Below are 21,203 nucleotides of genomic sequence, written 5' to 3' on the forward strand. Positions count from 1 at the left end.
CACACCATTCGACCGAGAAAACAAAATGGCAAGAAAATCAGCTGTGGCCTGACCGACCGTCATGGACGAGACATGCCCTGTAATCTCCAAAAATATCAGGCCCGTTTTGTATAAATACTGTCTCAGTTAGCGCTGATTGCATAATCCATACTCATAAATCACGCCTGTCCCGATAAATTGGTCGGGACAGGCGTTATGCCGGCCCTACGGGCACCACGGACTGCCGAACCAGGCAAAATGGGGCAGGAAATCGCTGGCGTAGACAGTAAACGTTCCACTAACGTGGCCTGACACCCAGAACCAGCTATTCTTGTAATAAGGCGTGACGTTGTCACAGCCATAGACTTGGCTCATGTGCTTGTCCCAGGAACATACTCCCAGGTAGCATACGTACTCCCACCAGCCTGCTTGCAAGTAAACCCAGTAGGTTGAGCCCCCAAACCCGGAAACGTCAAAGTCCTTGTAGCTTCCTACCGCATAAGGTGCTGTGTAGTCAGGATTAATGATCTGTGCATACCCGTTTGTATATTGAGTCGTCGTTATGGAATCCGCCGGTGTCAATTTTTCATAGGTATTTCCCGGTGTAGTCACCTGTGCTTCGGTCGCCGCAATTCGAACACGTATCAGCCTGTTCCACGTACCCCACAGGTTACCCGCGCCATCGGTTGTATCGTACAAGTCGTTGATGATCCGCAATGTTGCGCCTGGCGCGGTTACAGAGACTGACACCACGTTGCTCCAGCTGGAATAAACAGTATTATGCCTGGCGCGAATTCGATACCAATATGTTCCGGCTGATGCCAAATTATCACTGACTTGCGCAGATGGTGAGCGGTCGTTTGTCACAGTCCAGATAGTCGAAAAACCGCTGGTTGACGACGTTGACGATCGCTGTAACTCAAAACCATCCTGAGTACTGCTCAACAAACCACCGGCACCCCAGGAATACGTCCATGACAACGTAAAATCCGTGTTAGCCGGTGAACTGGAAGGTGCGCTCAACGATGGCGCTGACGCCGCAGTAGTAATCGATTTGGTGTTTGTATATACCGAATTACCAACCGCGTTATAGGCCGTGACGCGGAAATAGTAGGTCGTTGACGAGGTCAGACCGGTTGCGGAATAGCCGCTTATGTTAGCAGCTACGGTGCCAACCTGGGTAAATCCGGTTGCTGATGAAAGGCTGCGCTCAATCTTGAAGCCGGTTTCGTCCGAACTGTTATCCGTCCAAACGAGATCAGTCGAGTTGATATATACGGTGTTGGCTTTCAAATTGGTTGGTGCTGACGGAATTGTTGCAGCCGGCGCCTGTGTCGTGGCATTGGCAGTATTGGAGTATCCGGAATTGCCAACACCATTATAGGCTCTCACCCTGAAATAATAGGTCGTTGACGCTGTCAGGCCGGATGCGGAATAACTGCTGACGCCGGCACCGACTGTAGCGATTTCTGCAAATCCGGTAGTAGCGGACGTGCTTCGTTCAACCCGGAAGCCGGTTTCATTATTACTGTTATCCGACCAGGACAAGGCGATGGCGTTACTGGACGATGCCGTCGCAACCAATGTTGTCGGTGCAGTCGGTGCAGTGGCTGCCGGCGCCTGTGTCGTGGCATTGGCAGTATTGGAGTATCCGGAATTGCCAACACCATTATAGGCTCTCACCCTGAAATAATAGGTCGTTGACGCTGTCAGGCCGGATGCGGAATAACTGCTGACGCCGGCACCGACTGTAGCGATTTCTGCAAATCCGGTAGTAGCGGACGTGCTTCGTTCAACCCGGAAGCCGGTTTCATTATTACTGTTATCCGACCAGGACAAGGCGATGGCGTTACTGGACGATGCCGTCGCAACCAATGTTGTCGGTGCAGTCGGTGCAGTGGCTGCCGGCGCCTGTGTCGTGGCATTGGCAGTATTGGAGTATCCGGAATTGCCAACACCATTATAGGCTCTCACCCTGAAATAATAGGTCGTTGACGCTGTCAGGCCGGATGCGGAATAGTCTGTTACATCGGCAGCTACCGTTGCAATTTCCGTAAAACCGGTTGTGGCAGAAGTGCTTCGCTCAATTCTGAATCCTGATTCGTCTGTGCTGTTGTCTGCCCAGGTTAAATTAATTGCGCTACTGGAAGCTGAGGCTGCCGTTAACGCGGCAGGATCTGCTGGTACGGACGGCGTCGGCGCGGGTGCCGCACCACCACCTCCACCGCCTCCACCACTACAGGAGGAAAGGACGCCTGCAAAAACGAGAAAAAGAATTGCCCTCGAATACCTTGATATCACAACTGATAAACTAAGCATCGCCCACCTCCGACTGATTTTTGGGCACCCAAAGAACATTGGCCCCGGTTAGCATTTTGTTTTTCAATTTGTCGCGAGCTCAATCTTACCTGATAAGATATTGTTATTCCGTTTGGTTGTACCTTTAATTAATCACGATACGCTACAAGCCTGATCAGGCTCTCAGTCACGTTAGTGATGCCACTATGTTTGCCACGTATCTTCTTTTTTCACATATACGCTCCAAAAATATAGGGCCCACCTATCCTGCTACCCAACCAGGCGGGTGTGAACTGGTTCGGAAATAGCGTCAATCGCCATTCAATTCGGGCAGTTCCCGATTTGCCATAACGGATCAGGCCCATTCTCGAATTTCAATCGTCCTGATGGGTGGCTACAGGCCCGAAACTGGCCTGGAATCGTCGACACAAAGAAACGACATCTGATCAGCACACCCCATCCCTTTTCAATCGCTTATCCTATATACTCACGCGCAAAATATGATACAAAATTCGCCGGAAGCGACTGATGACACTTAATCGCTGCTCGGCAAGTACAATACATTTACCAAAAAAATGAGTAGCTCATAAGTTATGCTTGGCTTACTACAACAAGGAATCCGGATCCCCATCCTGCAATCTGGTCGCACCTGCATTATTATGCTTGGCATCAGTCTTGGCTATTTGACTGGGATCAATAATCTGGTCGAGGCTGCTGACCTAAAACCGCTGGAAGATCAAAAAACACCGGCAGCCCAGCAATCCGTGAATACCAATCCCGCGCCCAAAATCGAAAAACTGGGCGCACAAGCCCAAGGCAACCCCGGAAATAAACAAACCGGGGCTGTTGCCGGCACTAACCTGCCGTTGGCAGAAATGGCAAAAATCCGGGCGGAACAACAGGCACAGCAACGTGCCGCCAAATCCGCCACTCCCAACAATGCACGGAAACCGGCTCAAAAAAAGAAGTCATCCCCCGCCAGACCCGTTGAACCTGCGAAAGTTGTCAGCACCGGCGGCAACGAAATGCTCTTTAATTTCCAGGATGCTGATGTCAAGGCGGTGATCAAAACGATTTCACAAATTACTGGCAAGAATTTTATTCTCGATCCCCGGGTAAAAGGCAAAATCAGCATCATTTCCGCCAAACCCGTATCCAAGAAAGCCGCCTACCGGATATTTTTGTCCGCGCTCAGGGCGCAGGGTTTCACCATCTCAGAGCTGGATCAAAACACGGTGAAGATTATTCCGGTTGGCGAAGGCAAGCAGGACGCGGGTCGCTTCTATAGTCGCTGGCAAGGCGAGCAGATGGTCAGCCAGGTGGTCGTGGTGCAGCATGGCAACGCCACGGAACTGGTGCCGCTGTTGCGGCCGCTAATGGCGCCCACGAGCCAATTATCCGCCTACACGCCAGCGAACGCGCTGATTATCACTGACTATGCCAGCAACATTGGCACCCTGATGGATCTGCTGAAAGAAATTGATCAGCCCGTTAGCACCGACGTTACCATTATCCCCCTCGAGCACGCTTCGGCGCTCGATATGGCAGAACTGGTCAGCCAGCTCATGGCGCAACATTCTGGTGGTGGCGCACCTGGCATTCCCAAAGGCGCGGCAGCTGTTGGCTCTGTCGACGCCAGGACTTCGATCGTTCCTGACTTGCGAACAAACAGCTTACTCGTGCGCAGCGACAACCCAGGTAGTGTCGCCCAGATTCGAAAACTCATTGAACGACTCGATGTGCCTGCAAAAACCGAAGGCAACACACGGGTAATTTATTTAAAAAACGCAGAAGCCAAGAAACTTGCCGATATTCTGCGAGGCCTGCTGGAAGCTGGTGCCATTGCCGGCGCACCCTCGTCCGGCGGCCCACGGGGACGGCCGGGGACCGCTCAAGCAGCTCCAGCCGGCGCACCCAAATCCATGATCCAGGCGGACGAGGATACCAATTCTCTCATCATTAACGCCTCAGATGCGGTTTATAACAATCTCAGGGGTGTCATTGACAAACTTGATGCCCGCCGCGCCCAGGTGTTTGTGGAGGCCTTGATTGTTGAAATTTCTTCAAAGGATGCTATCGAGCTGGGTTTCCAATGGATGGGCGGTCGCCAGGCCGGCAACCAAGGCGGAGTTATCGGTGGAATGGCCAACTACGGCAACCCTTCTATTGCCGCCGCATCGGTTGACCCAACAGCCTTGGGCGCTTCCAACGGCTTGACACTCGCCTATCTTGGCCCTGAAATCATTCTGCCTGATGGCCGCATCATCCGGGGGCTTGGCGGGCTGGCGCGCGCACTGGAAACGGCGAACCAGGCCAATATTCTGTCTACACCGACACTACTGACCCTGGATAACGCGGAAGCCAAGATTGTCGTCGGCCAGAATGTCCCGTTCCTGACCGGCAGTTTTTCCAATACCGGTGCCGGCGGCGGTACAGGCGGTTCTGTCAATCCGTTCCAGACGATCGAGCGCAAGGACGTCGGTCTCACGCTCGAGATCAAGCCACAGATTACCGAGGGTGGCGGTGTAAAGATGGAAATCAAGTCCGAGGTATCGAGCGTCAACAGTGCCGCAACCGGCCTTGCCCAGGACCTGATCACCAATAAACGGACCCTGGAAACCACGGTTGTTATCGAAGATCGATCCACGGTCGTGCTGGGTGGTCTTATCGAAGATACCGCTGACGAAGGCTCGCAAGGCGTGCCCATACTCAGCCGTATACCGATTCTTGGCTGGCTGTTTAAATACCAGAAAAAGGAAAAAAACAAGACCAACCTGATGGTGTTCCTCAAACCCACCATCATACGTGACGCCAAGGGCAGCACGTCATATACGCAAAATCGTTACGACTATATTATGCGCCAGCAGGATGATATCGGGCTGCTCGGTGATGACCACGAGACGTTGAAATCATTTTCGCCGAAAAACAACCCGGAACCGAAAACTGAAGATGAGCGACTGTTTGAAAAATCGCAGGAAAGTGAGTATCTCGGTCCCCCGGAAGATGAGGGCTCGGCCAGCAGTGCGTCTGAAACTGGCAACGGCCGCGAAGATTCGTAGACTGACGCCATGTCATCTGCTGTGAATATCGCCAGCCTGGATACCCAACTCGCCCAAGAGTTGCCTTATCATTTTGCCAAGCGTCATGGCGTGATTAGTGCGCGCCGTACAGATTCTCATATCGAAGTGTGGGTTCGTCCAGGTGTAACCGCTACCGCTATCGCCGAATTGCAGCGATCGCTTTCTGCCGGCATTGCGTTGATAGAGCTGGGCAAGGAAGAATTTGAGCACGCATTGACACACGCTTACGAGCGCGGTGCCAGCCATGCTGAACAAATCGTCGGCAACCTGGACGAAAGCATGGACCTCAGTGACCTGGCCCAGAACCTGCCCCAGGCCGAAGACCTGCTGGAAAGTGAAGACGATGCACCTATCGTCCGACTCATTAATGCCCTGCTGTCCCAGGCGGTACGGGAAGGCGTATCTGACATACATATAGAACCATTTGAAACCCGGTCTGTAGTGCGCTTTCGACAGGACGGCATACTCCGGGATATTGTTGAACCTCAGCGTGCTGTACACGGCGTACTGGTTTCGCGCATCAAGATCATGGCGCAGATGGATATTGCTGAAAAACGCTTGCCACAGGATGGACGCATCACCCTGAGACTGGCTGGCAGACCCGTGGATGTACGTGTATCCACCCTGCCAACAGGTCACGGTGAGCGCGTGGTCTTGCGCTTACTGGACAAGCAAGCCGGCCGACTGGACCTTGCCCACCTGGGCATGGAAACCAATACCCGCGACCCGCTCATCGAGCTGATCAATCAGCCTCACGGAATCATTCTGGTTACCGGCCCAACAGGCTCGGGTAAAACCACCACCCTGTACGCAGCGCTGGCGGAATTGAATCACACCGAGCTCAATATAATGACCGTCGAAGATCCAATCGAATACGACCTCGATGGGATCGGTCAAACCCAGGTAAACTCCAAAATTGATATGAGCTTTGCCCGGGCACTGCGCTCTATTCTTCGCCAGGATCCTGACGTTGTCATGATTGGCGAAATTCGTGACCTGGAAACAGCTCAAATCGCTGTCCAGGCGAGCTTGACCGGCCACCTGGTGCTGGCCACCATCCATACCAACGACTCGGCCGGTGCCGTTACCCGCCTCGTCGACATGGGCGTGGAACCGTTCCTGGTTGCGTCCAGCCTGATTGGAGTGCTGGCCCAACGGCTCGTGCGCAAGCTATGCCCTGCCTGTCGTGAATCATACCAGCCGGATGATTCCGAGATTGCTCTTATCGGTAGTCATGCAGACACCCTTTATCGCCACAAAGGTTGCCCGGAATGCGGATTTACCGGCTACCAGGGGCGAACCGGTATCTACGAATTACTGGAAGTTGACCACGTCATGCGCGGCCTGATCCATGATGCCGAAGCCGAAGACCGGATTCGCGATCATGCACGAACAAAAGGGATGCATTCGCTCAAGGAAGACGGTATGCGCTGGGTTGTTCGAGGCGCAACCAGCCTTGAAGAAGTTTTACGGGTCGCGCGGTAACCCGCTATGGCTGCCTACGAATACCAGGCTCTCAACGCCCAGGGGCGCACCGTAAAAGGTGTACTGGAAGGCGATAACGAGCGCCAGGTACGCGGCGTGCTGCGGGACAAGGGATTAACCCCTCTCGCTGTCAATGCCATACGGGAAACTAGCCCGCGTAGTGGCGCATTCCAGTTCAGCTTCAGTCAACCGGGTATTTCCGGCAACGATCTCGCGCTCATTACCCGGCAATTTTCCACCCTGGTTCACGCCGGACTTACAATAGAAGACTGCCTGAATGCCCTGATCGAACAAACCGAGTCCCGTCGCGTGAGCAATGTCCTCGCCGGCGTGCGCGGTCATGTCCTGGAAGGCCAGTCACTTGCCCGGGCCATGGCCCAGTTTCCCAATGCCTTCCCTGATATTTACCGCAGCATGATTGAGGCCGGCGAACAATCCGGACAGCTGGCACAGATACTGGAACGACTTGCAGATTACATGGAAAATCGTCAGGCGTTACAGAACAAGGTTGTCCAGGCATTCATCTACCCTGCCTTGGTGACCATGCTGGCAATCGCCATGGTCAGCCTGCTAATGGTGTACGTCGTGCCCAAGGTAACCCGCGTATTCGAAAATACCGGCCAGGAATTGCCCGCGTTGACCAAGGCGCTGTTATGGACCAGTGACACGGTTCGCGCCGGTGGCATGCTCTGGCCAGTGGCGATAATCGCGATTGTTTTCGCCGTTCGCTACGCACTCAGGCAACCTCATATTCGCCATGCCTGGCACCATTTATTGCTTCGCATGCCCGTAACCGGCAGGGTTACCCGTGGCGTTAACGCCGCACGCATGGCCAATGCGTTAGGCATATTGGTCGCCAGCGGCATTCCGCTTCTCAGCGCCATGCGTTATGGCGTGGACCTGATCAACAATATTCCGATGCGCACAGCCATGGAGCATGCCCTGCACCAGGTTCGCGAGGGCGGATCATTCTCGCGGGCACTTGGAAAAAGTCGACTGTTTCCGCCGCTGATTGTTCACCTGATTGGCAGTGGCGAAGCTACCGGCAAACTCGATACCATGCTGGTTCGGGCGGCTGAGGCCCAGGAGCGGGAACTGGAAAACTGGGTTAAGACCTTTACCGCCATTTTGGAGCCACTTCTCATTATTGGCATGGGTGTAATGGTATTATTGATTGTATTGGCAATCATGATGCCAATATTTGAAATGAATCAACTCGTAAAATAGTTTATTGGATACCGGTGAAGTTATGGAATTGAATTCTGACAAGTTTCGCAACAACCAGTCTTTCGGCGCCGCGCGTCAAAGCGGTTTTTCCCTGATTGAAATTATGGTGGTCGTGGTCATTCTCGGCATCCTGTCGAGCTATGTTGTACTCAACATCATGGACAAGCCTGACCAGGCTCGCCAAATAGCAGCCAAGAATGATATCAGCACCATCATGAGCGCGCTCAAGCTCTACAAGCTCGATAACAGCACCTATCCCAGCACCGAGCAGGGCCTGATGGCGCTGGTTCAGCGGCCTTCTGCCGGCCGCGTTCCCAACAACTGGAAAAAAGGTGGTTACCTGGAGAAACTTCCCAAGGATCCCTGGGGTGGTGAATACCAATACCTGAGCCCTGGAGTTCGAGGTACCGATTTCGACCTGTTCAGCTATGGCGCCGACGGTCAGCCAGGCGGTGAGGATTGGGATCGTGATATTGGTAACTGGAACCTGGATGAAATCTGATCCTTCTGCACAGCGGATCAACCCCATCACCGCCCGGCAATCGGGCGGTTTTACATTAATCGAGTTAATGGTCACGGTAACCCTGGTGGCCATTATTGCCGGCATGGTAGTCCTGAGCATAGGCGATGATCCCAAACGCGCCGCCAGCGACGAGAGTCAGCGTTTGCAGGCCCTGCTGTCACAGCTGCGCGAAGAAGCTGTACTGCAGGGAAAGGTGTATTTTTTCCGCGCAGAGCTGGATAAATACGCATTCCTGTTTCCCGACAAAAAAGGCAAACTGGCACCCATTGAAGACGAGTTATTCAGGCCACGCCAGTTTTCAGAAGGTGTCGCGGTGATAGACAGCGAAGTGGACGGCAAGGCAACCCACCAGGACCCGGTTATTATCATCTACCCTACCGGGGACCTGAGTCCATTTCGGATGATCATCGGCAATAGCGGTGCTCACTGGCAGCTGAGCAGCGACATCAACGGTGAGATTCAACGGGAACCGGCAGAGATCAAGGATAACTGACAAGACCATGATATTTCCCGGGCACCAACAACGCGGATTCACACTGATTGAAATCCTGGTTGCACTTGCGGTCGTCGCCATCTCGTTTGCCGGAATTGTTGGCGTAATTGGCCAGGCCGCGGAAACTACTGGCAGCCTTCGCGATCGCAATCTCGCCTTGTGGCTGGCACAAAACCGCCTTGCTATTCATCAGCTGGAGAAAAGCTGGCCCGGTATCGGCACTCGTACCGGCAACGACGAATTTGCTGCGAGGGAATGGCAGTGGGAAGAACAGGTTCAATCAAGCGTCCATGACGATATTCGCCGGATCGAGATTCGCATTCGACAAAAAGATGATGATCACATTCTCGCAGTACTGATCGGTGTACTGAGAAAACCGCCAACATGAAATTCCCGATATCTCATTCCGGGTTTACGCTACTTGAGCTGCTGGCAGCAATGGCGATTTTCGCCATCATGTCGGTAATGACCTTCTCCGGTCTCAGCTTTGTCCTGGATGCCCGCGATCATCTCGAGGCAGAACGCAAGAGCCAACAAGGACTGGCACTTGCTTTTCTTCGTATGGAGGAAGACATCAGTCAGTGCAGGGATCGCGATATTCGCCTGGCTGACGGTTCCACCGGCCCGGCACTGGAAGGCAGAGAGGCTGATACACGCGCACTAGGCGCTCCGGTTTTTGAATGTACACGCGGGGGTATGTCAATTATCGGCAGTAGCCCGGTTTCCGATCTTCAGCGAATAGGTTACCGACTGGATGACGAGCAAAGACTGTTCCGTTTGGCATGGCCGGTCCTTGATCGTGCGCCGCAGACCGAACCCCGGTCACAGCAAATTCTTGCCAACGTCGAGAACTTCGCGGTTCGCTACCATGACGGGGCCAAGTGGCACCAGACCTGGCCATTGCCCCAGCAACTCGGTCAACAACAATTACCACCGAGTCTACCCAAGGGTGTTGAAATCATTATTCAACAAAGCGGGCAAGCAGAAATAAACAGGGTGCTGCGAATCAATGACTAGACCAGCCACCAATATGCCGTTGCGCAGACAGCGCGGTGTAGCCCTGGTCACCGCTATTTTCGTGGTGACGGTTGTTGCTACTGCAACCGCCTATATCAGCTTTAGCCAGCAAATCAACTTGCGCCAATTCGAGAATCGGGCAGCACAGGCCCAGTCTGAAGCAGTTCGCCAGGGTGCCATAGAGGGCGCGATCACCATGATGTTGATCGATGCCCAGAACAGCAGCAACGACCACCTTGATGAATTATGGGCAAAGACGCCACTTGCCGGGGATGTTGGCGAGGGCCAGTTTTTTGCCATCGTCACCGATGCCCAGGGCAAGTTCAATCTCAATAATCTGCTCAAGCCGGACGGCACGCCTAGCACCCCCGATATCGCGGTTTTTCGTCGAATTCTGGAAGCCCAGGATATCCGCCCGGACCTTGTCGATTCCGTGCTTGATTGGCTGGACAAGGACTCCCAAAGGCGTGCTTCCGGGGCTGAAGATGTCGACTATCTCTCGCTCACTACGCCCTACCGCACAGCCGCCAGAAATTTCGAGAGCATTGACGAACTCAGACTGGTGGCCGGTTTCGTGCCGAAATATGTCAATCTAATACGCGACTACCTCAGTGCATTACCCGGCAGAACCACCATCAATATCAATACTGCTCCCGATGCCGTATTCAAAGCCCTGTTTCAGCCAACTGCGGATCCTGCGGTTGTAGAGCAGATTCTGAAGGATCGGCAACAGAAGCCATTCACCCAGAAAACCGACCTGGCCGGCAGATTTCACGGAACCCCGGGGCTGCCGGATGTCGAATATGATGTGAAGTCAGACTATTTTAATGTTAACGTTAGCACCCAGTTTGGTCGCCTGGATCGATCATTTGAAGCGCTCATTCACCGGGAAAGCAAGACCCTGGGCCAACTGGTCTGGAGCAGCAACCGGGTATTGTTGATTGGCACGGAAGAACGTGAACAGTAGTTTATTCATTTCTATAAAGCAAAAGATCGCGGCGCTGCAGACCAGGAAAGCCAAGGCCGAGTCCTGGCAGTCTGCCCCGGTCACGCTTGAAATTTTCCTTCCGCAAAGCTGGAGCAAAAACACATCAACAGGTCTGGCAGAGGGATCAACTTCAGCAACTATTGCCGAGCCGATAGCCTGGTGCTTGCGCAAGAATAACCTGGTCGTTGAACAAGGCAACGTTGACACACTTGGCAAGCTCAAGGAGCAAGCCAGGGGGGCAAACATTATCGCCTGGGCTCCGGCCAATGCCGTGTTGCTTACCAGCCTGCAGATGCCCACGACCAGAAGAAAACGAATTGAACAGGCACTGCCCTACGCGATGGAAGACATCATACTGGGTGACCCGTCGAACCAGCATTTTGTCTATTCGCCCGGCACTGACTCCGGATTATCCATTGCTGTCGTCAACAAGGTCCTGATCGGCGAATGGAAGCAGGTATTCGAGCAGGCCGGGTTATATGTGCGCGCTGTGTTGCCCTTACCGCTTGGGCTGCCCTATGGTGACTCTTCCGCCGTCCTTGCCAAAGACGCCGACTGCTGCTGCCTGCGAACAAGCGAGTCAAAAGGATTATCAGTTCCCTGTTCTGACAACAACACCCTGCTAACTTCCCTGAAGTCGGCGTTATCGTCAACGGAGTCACCGATTACCCGCCTGAACGTCTACAACTTTGACGAAACAACGGAATGGGAAAACTGGCATTCTGCGCTGGACCTTGAAATTCGAAGTGGCAACCAGCCATTGGTTAACCTGCTGCATCCACGCCATTGCAGCCTTAACCTGCTCCAGGGTCAATACAGTATCCAGCCTGCAGAGACCACGACTCCGCTTTACCGGCTACGCAGTGCGGCGGTAATGGCCGGCATTGCCATAGCTGCATTATTTGTCTTGCAGGCTGGTGATGCCTATCGACTGAAACAGGAGAGCAACCGGATTCAGCAGGAAATGCTATCCCTGTTTCGTACAACTTTCCCGGACGCGAAGGTTATTGTCGACCCGGTACTGCAGATGCAGCAAAAATTCAACGAACTCCGCGGTGGCGGTGGCGATGCGTTTCTCGGTCTGCTTATGAAGGTCACCCCTGTTTTGACCGGGGGCGATCATGTAACAATCAGCTCGATCAGTTATGGCGGAGCAGACCTGACAATCAACCTGACCGTAAAGGATTACGCCGCACTTGATACACTCAAACAAAGGGCCAATGCTGCCAGCATCAAGCTCGAAGTATTGTCAGCCAATCGCGTTGAAAACAAGGTAAGCGGCAGAATCAAGCTAAGCCATGGTTAAACCAAATGACTGACTCCATTGCACAAATCAAGCAGAAATGGCGCGGCCTGCAACCACGCGAACGAACCATAATCCTGGTCGGATCTGTGATTCTCGCCGTCTTTTTTGTCTATGCCGGGGTATGGATTCCAGTCGCCGGAAAAATCCAGGCACTCAGTACCACGCTGCCTAAAAAACAGGCACAACTGGCTCTCATGCAAACACAGGCAAGAACAATCAAGCTCGCCACCAGCAACTCGGGAGCGAAGCCGGAAGGTACGGTAATGGCCCGCATTGAAGCAATCAGTCGCCAGAGAAACCTGGCATCCCTGATCGACACCATGGAACCACAAGGCAATGACGGCGTACGGCTGGTTATCAGCAGCATCAGCTTCGACCAGCTCATTGACCTGATTGATGCAGCCAACAGACAATCACTGATGACCAGCAGTGCTTCCCTGGATGCCACAGAAAACATCGGCACAGTCAGCGCGCGCATGGTATTCAAAGAGCAATAAAGCTGCAGATGAAATTTTCAATTCCGAAAAATCGCGGCGCCATAAACAAACCTGTCCGTAATCTTGTTGCCACCGGACTGTTGTTCTATGTTGTATTTATCATTATATACGCCCCGGCGTCCCTGCTGGCCTGGGCTATGGAAAAGGCTGGCATCAGTTCATTCATTCTGCAACAACCCAACGGAACCGTTTGGCATGGACACGGTTTGATAGCCACACCTGCCGGAAGCAACCAGGCTGCCGTCATCACCAGGGTCGAATGGCGAATTCGTCCATTTCACCTGCTGCTCGGCAAACTGAAAACATCCCTGACTTTCAGCGACGAGGCGTTGATGGGAAAGGCGACAGTCAGCATAACGCCAGGTACGCTGCTGATTGACAAATTAAAACTGGCGGCCCCGGCTTCAACCGTCGGCCTGATTTACGCACCCGCTTCACTCTTATCACTTTCAGGCAATATTACTGTTACCGCAAACACCTTCAGCTTGTCCCGAAAACAATTCCTGGGCACAGCAACGCTCACCTGGCGAGATGCCGGCAGCGCACTGACCCCGGTTAACCCGCTTGGCAATTTCGAATTCGGTGCGACAAGTGACAAAACCGGAAACAAGGCGAGTATTAGAGGAAAGAATCTAGATGGGCCACTGGTATTTAGTATAAACGGCAACTGGGATATAGGCGGCTCGCAGATGCTGAACCTGAACGGCTTTATTCAGCCCGGGGAAAGAAAACAGGAGCTTGAGCCGTTGCTGCGAATGATTGGCAACGACAACGGTGGCGGAAGACGCAATATTAACCTGAACATGCCAATGAAACTCGCCAGATAGACAGCAGCACAATGGCCTGATACTGTTAAATTTAAAAAAGCATAACCAGTTCCATGTAAATCAAGAAAACCTGGAAAATAAACTTGACGTACGCCTGGTCTCAAAATCAGGGCTCAACTGTTGGCAATACTCATCGGATCAGGCAACCACACGAATCCGGGCCAGCAGTTAACAGAAGTCAACCGGGCCGCAAGGAGACCCTTTTTGTATTTAGATCATCTGGAAGGACTCGATACCATGAAAACATGCAGTAAGGTATTATTAATCATAAGCGTTGGCATATTCCTGGCTTCATGCAACAGGGGTAGCAGCAGTTCCTCACCACTGCCGAGAACCGATGTAACCGTATCCTGGGACGCCAACCGAGAAACCGCCGTGAACAGCCCCGGTGGTGGCTACAAGGTATACTCCAGCACGATCTCCGGGTTTAACATTTCAGATTCAGGTGTTTCGGTTGTTGATGCTCCCTATGTCTCCGGCGCGCTTGCGCCCACCAGTGCATCCGTACCCCTGGTCAAAGGCGCAACCAACTACATTCGTATAGCCGCCTACTCGGCGCTTAATCCACCGGGCAGCAGCGACGGCAGTCAAAGCTTGGCGTCAAACCAAATCAGCATTGCCGTACCATAAGCGCCACAGGGAGACAGATTATGATCACTCAAGTTTCATTAAGTAATTCTTTTCGCAATAAGAAGATTCTCACCAGCCTGGTTGCGACACTGGTTTTTACCGGCAATGCCATGGCGGCAACAGACTTGTCATCCTATGGGTCGGCTGAATTTGTTGCCAACGAGGTGCTCGTCAAATATCAACCGACGATCGCGGAAAATATGCAGCCTGCAGTACTGACCGGTATGAATGTGCTTTCCAGCAAAGCTGTCGGCACTTCCGGGTATCATCTTGTCAAGTTGTCCGGCCTGACAACCGCACAGGCTATCAGCACATTGACGGGCCGCGAAGGTGTCGCTGCGGTACAGCCTAATTTTATATACCACGCCAACCTGGCACCGGCAGACAGCCAGTACGGACAACTTTGGGGACTCAAAAACGTTTCCCAGTCCGTCTCAAGTGGCAGCTATTCAACCAATAATCCGGGCATTGCCGGTAACGACATGGACGCCGAACTGGCATGGAACCATATTACCGACTGCGCCAACACCACGGTAGCGGTACTGGATACCGGTGTGCAGTACAAACATGAAGACCTGGCCGCCAACATGTGGAATGGCGCCGGGGCCGGATTCCCCAATCACGGTTACGATTTCATCGACAATGACCCTGATCCCATGGATACCCACGGTCACGGCACCCATGTCGCCGGCACTATCGGTGCACAAGGCAATAACAACAAAGGCACTACCGGTGTTTGCTGGCAGGCCAGTATTATGGCCGTGCGTGTACTGGGAACAAGTGGCTCCGGATCAACAGCCGGGATTGTTCAGGGCGTGAATTTTGCGACTGCAAACGGCGCCAAGGTGATTAATATGAGCCTGGGTGGCAGCAATTTTGATACCGCCTTCGATACCGCTATTGCCAATGCCGGTGCTGCAGGGGTAGCGGTCATTGTCGCTGCAGGCAATGCCGGCTCGGATAATGATGTCTCGCCCGCCTATCCGTGCAATTATGACCAACCTAGCCTGCTCTGTGTGGCTGCGCTGGACCAGGCCTATGAACTGGCGAGCTTTTCCAACTACGGTGCGACCACGGTGGATGTCGGCGCACCAGGCACCAACATTCGTAGCAGCTGGAATTCCACGCCAGTCGTCTCGCTCGATAATTTCGGCGCCTGGACCAAAACGGGTGCATGGACGGCCGTACCCGCCACCAACAGTTGCATCTGGAATGGAGATACGTCCGATCCGGTGTTCTATGATATCCTGGTCAACCCGTCAAACTGGTGTAGCAGTGGTTTTTATGCTCAATCTGCCAACGATGTTGCTTACAGGCAATACACGCTCCCGGGAACACAGGATTTTGTTGTCGCCACGCACTACATGAGCTGGGATATCGCAGCGGGCGACAATGTCTCCATTAACTACAGCATTTCTGGTAACCCGTTTACCGCCGGCACTAACCTTGTTTTCGGATCCGGAACGTCCGCCGGTAATATATCCAGCTTCGGACACGAGTTAACTGGCTGTGCCGGCACACTCACGTGTTCGTTTGGTATCCGGCTATCTGGAAACGGTGATGCCGCCGTTGGCGAGGGACTGATGGCCACATACTTCAAGCTGAATATTGGCAGCACAATTGCCTACAACACCATCAATGGTACTTCCATGGCAACTCCGCACGTGGCCGGCCTTGCTGCCATGCTGTTTGCATTTAACCCGGATTACACTTATGCCGATGTACTACAGGCTATCAAGAGTGGTGGTGAAGCAGTAGCGGCACTGGCTGGCCTGACTACTTCCGGCAATGCAGTCAATGCCATGGGCGCCCTGGCTCACATTCAGGCTCCGACCAATGTGACAGCAGCGATCCCGTGATGCCCAGCGACAGGAATCTTGTATTGACCTGTTGCTTCTTCCTGGCAGCCTGCAGCCAACCGCAGGCTGCCAATGAAACCGGTCACATCGACAGCATGCGTATTGATTCCGCCAAGGGTGCAGCCCAAACCGTTCGGCCGGGGGAATACCTGTTGGCAGTATCGGGTACGATAGAGCAATCACAACTGTTTGGCTTGCTTGCCGAGTTTGAGCCGTTGTCGCTTTCACGAGCGGGAAGTTACTATCTTCTGAGAATCGCCCGGGATCCAGGGCTCTCCGCCATTCGGTTTCAGTGTTCGAAGCTTCCGGGCTTCGTATCGGTTCAGCCCAATTTTTCCTACCGACTCCCGACCCTGCGCTAAAGCCACTCGCACAACCTACATCAATAACCGGGCAACCGGCGCATAACTCTTTCGATGTTCAGCAATGACGCCATAGGTATTCAAGGCGTGGATATGCTCTTTCGTGGGATAACCCTTGTGCCTGGCAAAACCATATTGCGGAAAGATTTTGTCCAGCTGTTCCATTTCCCGGTCCCGGGCAACCTTCGCCAGGATTGACGCGGCTGAAATACACGCCACCCTCTGGTCACCCTTGATAATGGCAACCTCTTCACATGGCCCGCCAGGAACCCTGTTGCCATCAATCAGTGCAACTCCGGCTGCCGGTACCAGGCCTTCTACAGCTTTTCTCATAGCCAGGAATGTTGCCTGGAGAATATTGATCTCATCGATGGTAGCGGCGTCAACCGGGTGAACAGCCCACGCCAGCGCACGGTTTTTTATTTCCAGCTCAAGTGATGAGCGCTTACCGGGTGTTAGTTGCTTGGAATCATTCAGTCCATCGATCGGTTTTCCGGGATCAAGTATGACGGCAGCAGCAAATACTGAACCAGCCAGTGGACCGCGCCCTGCCTCGTCAATGCCGGCTACGAGCCGACCTTCAAGCAGCGGTGAAGGTATCTCTTGCCCGGGCCTGATTACGCGGGTCATTGCTTTTCATCCCGTGATAACCGAACCTCGCTTAACACAGCTTCAGCCGCGAGCTTGCCCGATTCACAACGCAACTGGGTGTAGATACCAGACAGTTCCCGGGTTACATGCTGTCGCCGAGCACTGTCTTCCAGAAAGCGGCATACCGATGACGACAGGTTATCAGCTGTCGCTTTCTCCTGTATAAACTCCGGGACCAGTTCATGTCCCGCCAGGTTATTGGGCATGGAAAAGAGTTTTACATGGGCAAAACGTTTGATCAGCCACGCACTCAACGGGTTCATGCGATAGGTAACAACCATCGGTGTGCGCATCAGCGCTGCTTCCAGCGCCGCCGTGCCCGATGCCAGCAGCGCGACATCAGCAGCGGCAAGCACCTCCCTCGATCGGCCGTCGAAATAAACTATTGGCAACGATTGCTGCTCCCGTTTTCCAATAGCATCCAAGAAGGCCTGCCGAAGTTGTGGCTTGGCGAATGGCAGCGCGAATACCGCATCCGGATAACGTGCATGTATCCGAACCACCGAATCCACGAATAGTTCGGCATGACGTGACAACTCCGAACCCCGGCTTCCCGGCAACAGCGCTATAACATCTTTGTCGATCGGTAATGCCAGCGCCTTTCTTGCACCCGTCTTGTCTATTACTTCCGGTGTTTCGTTGGCGGCAGGATGTCCAACAAAAGTAGCACGCATGTGCTGCTTCTCATAAAACTTCATCTCGAATGGAAATACCACAAGCATGTGATCCACTGCCTGACGAATTTTTTTTATACGGTAACCACGCCACGCCCAAACGGTTGGGCTAACGTAGTGCAATGTCGGTATACCCGCTTTCTTCAGCTTGAGCTCGAGATCCGTATTAAAATCCGGCGCATCAATACCAACAAAAGCATCAGGCGGATCCGAGATAAGCTGGTCTCGTAATGTTTTCCTGATTTTAAGCAGTTCGCCGAGGCGACCCAGCACCTCCACCAGCCCCATTACCGCCAGTCTCTCCATGTCATAGAGCGACCTGAAACCCTGCTCAATCATCCTGGGTCCGCCGATACCGTAAATCTCGATGTCCGGATGGTGAAGCTTCAGTGCCTTGATCAGGTCAGCACCAAGCAAATCGCCGGAGACTTCTCCGGCGACCATGGCTATTCGTAGCGGCTTCCTCGCTGTCACCTATCGAATGATTCCACGCTCGGTTTTCTTGATGAACTCGACGAAATGCCCGACATCAGGATACTTGTCCGCAAGATCTGCAAGCTCGCCAAGCGCCTTGTCCTGGGTTAATCCTGATCGGTACAGCGTTTTGTACGCTGTCTTGAGAGCCTTGATATCATCTTCGGTGAATCCACGGCGCTTGAGGCCCCGGGTATTCAGTCCAAATGGCTGGGCAGTATTTCCGGAGACCATCAGGTATGGCGGAATATCCTTGAAACTGATAGTCGCAATACCCGTCATGACATGGGAGCCAACACGACAGAACTGATGTATCCCGGTAAAACCGCCCAGTATCGCGTAGTCTTCCACCTCGACATGACCGGCCAGGCTGGCGTTATTGGCAAAAGTAACGTTATTGCCAATAACGCAGTCATGAGCAACATGCACGTATGCCATCAGGAAATTATTGTTCCCGATAACTGTCTTGTTTGTACCCTGATCACTGCCCCGGTTAATGGTGCAGAATTCCCTGAACGTATTGCCATCACCTATGGACAGCGTACTGACACGGGTTTGTTTGGCGGTATGCTGGGTATCACCGCCGATGGAACAGAACTGGTATATCTTGTTGTTGCAGCCGATGGTTGTAGGTCCGACAATCGATGCATGCGCACCAATCCAGGTGCCAGATCCGATCACAACGTCGTCGCCTATTACCGCATAAGGCCCGACCTCAACATCTTCAGCGACATTGGCGCTATCGGCTACTATTGCCGTTGGGTGAATGCGACTCATAAAGAAACTGTCTTTACTCTTCCTTATAGGTACACATAAGTTCAGCAGTACAGCACACCTCGCCGTCTACTGACGCTGTTGCCTCAAACTTCCAGATGTTCCTGAGCTTTCTGGACAATACCGTCTTGATAATCAACTGGTCACCCGGGACTACCGGGCGCTTGAATCTTGCCTTGTCTATGCCGACAAAGTAATAGACACCACCCTCGCCGAACGACTGGTTCAAGGTAAGCGAACTCAGGATACCGCCTGCCTGGGCCATGGCTTCAAGAATCAGGACACCGGGCATAACCGGTGCAACCGGGAAATGACCTTCAAAAAAAGGTTCATTTGCGGTAACATTTTTCAGCGCAGTCAGTTCCTTGTCCAGTTCATAATCGAGGACCCGGTCAATCAGCAAAAATGGATAACGATGAGGCAAAAGCTCCTTAATCTTGTTTACGTCCAGGGTCTTCAAAGCTACGCTTCTCCTTCCAAAGTATTCATTCTTTGCTCTAATGCAGTAATTTTTCCTGCGAATTGATCAAGCCGGTTCAGGTTTGCCAGGGTCTTTTGCCACTTGGCAAGCTCTTGCACTCTGATGCTTGAGGAATACATGCCAGGCTTTGTGATGGATTTTGACACCAGCGAACACGCCCCAATTGTAACGCCATCGACAACAGAAAGATGGCCTAGAATCCCTGCCTGTCCACCAATTGCACAATTGGCGCCGATTGTGGCACTTCCGGCAATTCCGACGCACCCGGCAATCATCGTATCTTCGCCGATTGTGACGTTATGCGCAATCTGGACCTGGTTATCGATTTTTACACGGTTGCCAATGATCGTATCGTCCAGTGCACCCCGGTCAATCGTCGTGTTGGCGCCGATTTCGACTTCATCTCCCAGTCGTACAACGCCAATCTGGGGCACCTTGACCCAGGATTTGCCGTTCCGGGCATAACCAAAGCCGTCGGCCCCTATCACCGCACCGGCATGAATAATGCAGTTTCTGCCCAAATGACAGCCATCCAGAACGACAACGCCGGGTTCAAGACGGGTCCCGGCACCAATCCTAACGTTATCGCCTATGGTTACATTGGCGCCAATCCAGACATCGTCGCCGACCATGGTAAATTCGCCGACGCAACTGTTTGGGCCGACGGTTACGGCCTCGCCCAGGCTCGCGGTTTCCGCTATCACCGCGCTCTCATGAATGGTTTTCAGGGGCGCGGATCGGGGATACAAAACCTCCAGCGCACGAGCGAAAGCCACATGGGGGTTGTCACAAATCAGCTTGTTGCCCACTACCCCGCTGGCGTGCTCAGGTGACACCAGCACCGCCCCTGCACTGCATTCGCCAAGCAGGCCCAGGTATTTCTCGGAGGTGATAAAAACGATGTCTCCCGGTCCGGCGCTGACCAGCGAAGCCCCGCCACGAACCTGCAGGGCACCATCACCGACGACGGTGCAACCCAGTATTGAGGCCAGCTCGGATAGAGTAATCACTGCAGCAATCCTCTATCGCCCGGTTTCGCGCTTCAGCCGGTCAAGCACTTTTTCGGTAATGTCTACCCGCTTGCTGGCGTATAGAGTGCCTTCGTGGACTATGAGATCGTATTTTTCCTGCCGGGCAATCTCTTCAATTACTCTGGAGACCATTTTTTGCAGTGACGCCAGTTCTTCATTGCGTCGCAGATTGTAATCTTCCCGGAACTCCTGGGTAATCCGGCGAAGGTCGCGCTTCATCTTGAGGATATCGCGCTCTACCGACCGCCTTTCTGCCGATTTCAGCACCAGGGCATCCTTTTCCAGCTTGTCCTCAGACTCCTTGATCTGGTTTTGCAGGTCAACAATACTTTTGTCGCGGGGGCTGAATTCCGCTTCCAGCTTCTTCAGGGCCGCTTCGGCCTGGGGGGCGCGCTCAATGACCTTCACAAAATTGACATAGGCGAGCTTGAGGTTCTGCTGTTCGGCAAGCCCAGCCGGGCTCAGTACCGTTGCCAGGAAGCCCAGCAATAGTGCGATGATCGAAAGCTTGTTTTGTCCTGCATCAATCATGGAAACGTGCTCGCGT

The 21,203-nt window shown here is 53.2% G+C and carries 20 protein-coding genes and 2 pseudogenes; 15 read left to right on the forward strand and 7 right to left on the reverse strand.

All coding sequences use genetic code 11. The annotated features are described in order from the left end of the window. Positions 1-204: 204 nt before the first annotated feature. On the reverse strand, positions 205-2,298 hold the full coding sequence (locus OEZ10_11760) for a fibronectin type III domain-containing protein (protein ID MDH5633657.1): 2,094 nt from the start codon (positions 2,296-2,298) through the stop codon (positions 205-207). Positions 2,299-2,870: 572 nt separating this feature from the next. Between OEZ10_11760 and gspD the strand changes: the two genes are divergently transcribed. From gspD to OEZ10_11835, 15 genes and pseudogenes are all read left to right on the forward strand, one after another. Then, positions 2,871-5,336 carry a type II secretion system secretin GspD gene (gene gspD, locus OEZ10_11765; GenBank protein ID MDH5633658.1) on the forward strand — a complete coding sequence of 822 codons (2,466 nt, stop codon included), beginning with the start codon at positions 2,871-2,873 and terminating at the stop codon, positions 5,334-5,336. A gap of 9 nt (positions 5,337-5,345) precedes the next feature. Continuing rightward, positions 5,346-6,842 (forward strand): type II secretion system ATPase GspE, encoded by a 1,497-nt coding sequence (gene gspE / locus OEZ10_11770; protein MDH5633659.1) that lies wholly within the window; start codon positions 5,346-5,348, stop codon positions 6,840-6,842. 6 nt (positions 6,843-6,848) lie between these two features. After that, the gene (gspF, locus tag OEZ10_11775) at positions 6,849-8,069 is read left to right on the forward strand and encodes a type II secretion system inner membrane protein GspF (GenBank protein ID MDH5633660.1); all 1,221 of its coding nucleotides are present in this window, start codon (positions 6,849-6,851) and stop codon (positions 8,067-8,069) included. 22 nt (positions 8,070-8,091) lie between these two features. Next, positions 8,092-8,571, forward strand: coding sequence for a type II secretion system major pseudopilin GspG (gene gspG, locus OEZ10_11780; protein ID MDH5633661.1), 480 nt, complete (start codon positions 8,092-8,094; stop codon positions 8,569-8,571). Beyond that, positions 8,537-9,085 (forward strand): type II secretion system minor pseudopilin GspH, encoded by a 549-nt coding sequence (gspH, locus tag OEZ10_11785; GenBank protein ID MDH5633662.1) that lies wholly within the window; start codon positions 8,537-8,539, stop codon positions 9,083-9,085. Before gspG ends, gspH begins: the two co-directional genes overlap by 35 nt. A 7-nt stretch (positions 9,086-9,092) precedes the next feature. Next, complete coding sequence (gspI, locus tag OEZ10_11790) at positions 9,093-9,473, forward strand: type II secretion system minor pseudopilin GspI (GenBank protein MDH5633663.1); 381 nt, start codon at positions 9,093-9,095, stop codon at positions 9,471-9,473. Next, entirely contained in the window at positions 9,470-10,102 is a 633-nt protein-coding gene (gene gspJ, locus OEZ10_11795; protein ID MDH5633664.1) for a type II secretion system minor pseudopilin GspJ, read from the forward strand. Before gspI ends, gspJ begins: the two co-directional genes overlap by 4 nt. Beyond that, positions 10,095-11,069 (forward strand): type II secretion system minor pseudopilin GspK, encoded by a 975-nt coding sequence (gspK, locus tag OEZ10_11800; GenBank protein MDH5633665.1) that lies wholly within the window; start codon positions 10,095-10,097, stop codon positions 11,067-11,069. Before gspJ ends, gspK begins: the two co-directional genes overlap by 8 nt. Continuing rightward, a complete protein-coding gene (gene gspL / locus OEZ10_11805) occupies positions 11,059-12,396 on the forward strand; it encodes a type II secretion system protein GspL (GenBank protein MDH5633666.1) in 1,338 nt (445 codons plus the stop codon). Before gspK ends, gspL begins: the two co-directional genes overlap by 11 nt. A 5-nt stretch (positions 12,397-12,401) precedes the next feature. Beyond that, positions 12,402-12,893, forward strand: coding sequence for a type II secretion system protein M (locus OEZ10_11810; GenBank protein ID MDH5633667.1), 492 nt, complete (start codon positions 12,402-12,404; stop codon positions 12,891-12,893). Positions 12,894-12,901: 8 nt separating this feature from the next. Next, positions 12,902-13,720: a type II secretion system protein N gene (locus OEZ10_11815; protein ID MDH5633668.1), complete on the forward strand. Its 819-nt coding sequence runs from the start codon at positions 12,902-12,904 to the stop codon at positions 13,718-13,720. 237 nt (positions 13,721-13,957) lie between these two features. Further along, positions 13,958-14,350 (forward strand): hypothetical protein, encoded by a 393-nt coding sequence (locus OEZ10_11820; GenBank protein ID MDH5633669.1) that lies wholly within the window; start codon positions 13,958-13,960, stop codon positions 14,348-14,350. Between the two features lie 482 nt (positions 14,351-14,832). Further along, positions 14,833-15,465: pseudogene (locus OEZ10_11825) on the forward strand (S8 family serine peptidase). Positions 15,466-15,960: 495 nt separating this feature from the next. Beyond that, positions 15,961-16,209: pseudogene (locus OEZ10_11830) on the forward strand (S8 family serine peptidase). Continuing rightward, a complete protein-coding gene (locus OEZ10_11835; GenBank protein MDH5633670.1) occupies positions 16,206-16,571 on the forward strand; it encodes a hypothetical protein in 366 nt (121 codons plus the stop codon). Before OEZ10_11830 ends, OEZ10_11835 begins: the two are co-directional and overlap by 4 nt. A 15-nt stretch (positions 16,572-16,586) precedes the next feature. Here the strand turns inward: OEZ10_11835 and rnhB are convergent, their stop codons facing one another. The 6 genes from rnhB to OEZ10_11865 are packed head-to-tail and all read right to left on the reverse strand — an operon-like array spanning position 16,587 to position 21,187. Further along, positions 16,587-17,201 (reverse strand): ribonuclease HII, encoded by a 615-nt coding sequence (rnhB, locus tag OEZ10_11840; protein ID MDH5633671.1) that lies wholly within the window; start codon positions 17,199-17,201, stop codon positions 16,587-16,589. After that, positions 17,198-18,370 carry a lipid-A-disaccharide synthase gene (gene lpxB / locus OEZ10_11845; protein ID MDH5633672.1) on the reverse strand — a complete coding sequence of 391 codons (1,173 nt, stop codon included), beginning with the start codon at positions 18,368-18,370 and terminating at the stop codon, positions 17,198-17,200. The genes rnhB and lpxB overlap by 4 nt, the downstream gene beginning before the upstream one ends. Continuing rightward, entirely contained in the window at positions 18,371-19,147 is a 777-nt protein-coding gene (lpxA, locus tag OEZ10_11850; GenBank protein MDH5633673.1) for an acyl-ACP--UDP-N-acetylglucosamine O-acyltransferase, read from the reverse strand. A 13-nt stretch (positions 19,148-19,160) separates the two neighbouring features. Next, complete coding sequence (gene fabZ / locus OEZ10_11855) at positions 19,161-19,604, reverse strand: 3-hydroxyacyl-ACP dehydratase FabZ (GenBank protein ID MDH5633674.1); 444 nt, start codon at positions 19,602-19,604, stop codon at positions 19,161-19,163. Positions 19,605-19,606: 2 nt separating this feature from the next. Further along, the gene (lpxD, locus tag OEZ10_11860; GenBank protein MDH5633675.1) at positions 19,607-20,635 is read right to left on the reverse strand and encodes a UDP-3-O-(3-hydroxymyristoyl)glucosamine N-acyltransferase; all 1,029 of its coding nucleotides are present in this window, start codon (positions 20,633-20,635) and stop codon (positions 19,607-19,609) included. A gap of 12 nt (positions 20,636-20,647) precedes the next feature. Then, positions 20,648-21,187 (reverse strand): OmpH family outer membrane protein, encoded by a 540-nt coding sequence (locus OEZ10_11865; GenBank protein MDH5633676.1) that lies wholly within the window; start codon positions 21,185-21,187, stop codon positions 20,648-20,650. Positions 21,188-21,203 lie beyond the last annotated feature (16 nt).

This window comes from Gammaproteobacteria bacterium, from assembly GCA_029880545.1.
Classification (GTDB): domain Bacteria; phylum Pseudomonadota; class Gammaproteobacteria; order Acidiferrobacterales; family SZUA-150; genus JAOUOD01.

Coding starts and splice junctions, on each gene's coding strand:
- gspJ (MDH5633664.1), top strand. CDS start 9,470: ATGAAATTCCCGATATCTCATTCCGGGTTTACGCTACTTGAGCTGCTG.
- OEZ10_11760 (MDH5633657.1), bottom strand. CDS start 2,298: ATGCTTAGTTTATCAGTTGTGATATCAAGGTATTCGAGGGCAATTCTT.
- lpxA (MDH5633673.1), bottom strand. CDS start 19,147: ATGAGTCGCATTCACCCAACGGCAATAGTAGCCGATAGCGCCAATGTC.
- gspF (MDH5633660.1), top strand. CDS start 6,849: ATGGCTGCCTACGAATACCAGGCTCTCAACGCCCAGGGGCGCACCGTA.
- gspD (MDH5633658.1), top strand. CDS start 2,871: ATGCTTGGCTTACTACAACAAGGAATCCGGATCCCCATCCTGCAATCT.
- gspI (MDH5633663.1), top strand. CDS start 9,093: ATGATATTTCCCGGGCACCAACAACGCGGATTCACACTGATTGAAATC.
- OEZ10_11815 (MDH5633668.1), top strand. CDS start 12,902: ATGAAATTTTCAATTCCGAAAAATCGCGGCGCCATAAACAAACCTGTC.
- OEZ10_11820 (MDH5633669.1), top strand. CDS start 13,958: ATGAAAACATGCAGTAAGGTATTATTAATCATAAGCGTTGGCATATTC.
- gspG (MDH5633661.1), top strand. CDS start 8,092: ATGGAATTGAATTCTGACAAGTTTCGCAACAACCAGTCTTTCGGCGCC.
- gspE (MDH5633659.1), top strand. CDS start 5,346: ATGTCATCTGCTGTGAATATCGCCAGCCTGGATACCCAACTCGCCCAA.
- rnhB (MDH5633671.1), bottom strand. CDS start 17,201: ATGACCCGCGTAATCAGGCCCGGGCAAGAGATACCTTCACCGCTGCTT.
- OEZ10_11865 (MDH5633676.1), bottom strand. CDS start 21,187: ATGATTGATGCAGGACAAAACAAGCTTTCGATCATCGCACTATTGCTG.
- OEZ10_11810 (MDH5633667.1), top strand. CDS start 12,402: ATGACTGACTCCATTGCACAAATCAAGCAGAAATGGCGCGGCCTGCAA.
- gspK (MDH5633665.1), top strand. CDS start 10,095: ATGACTAGACCAGCCACCAATATGCCGTTGCGCAGACAGCGCGGTGTA.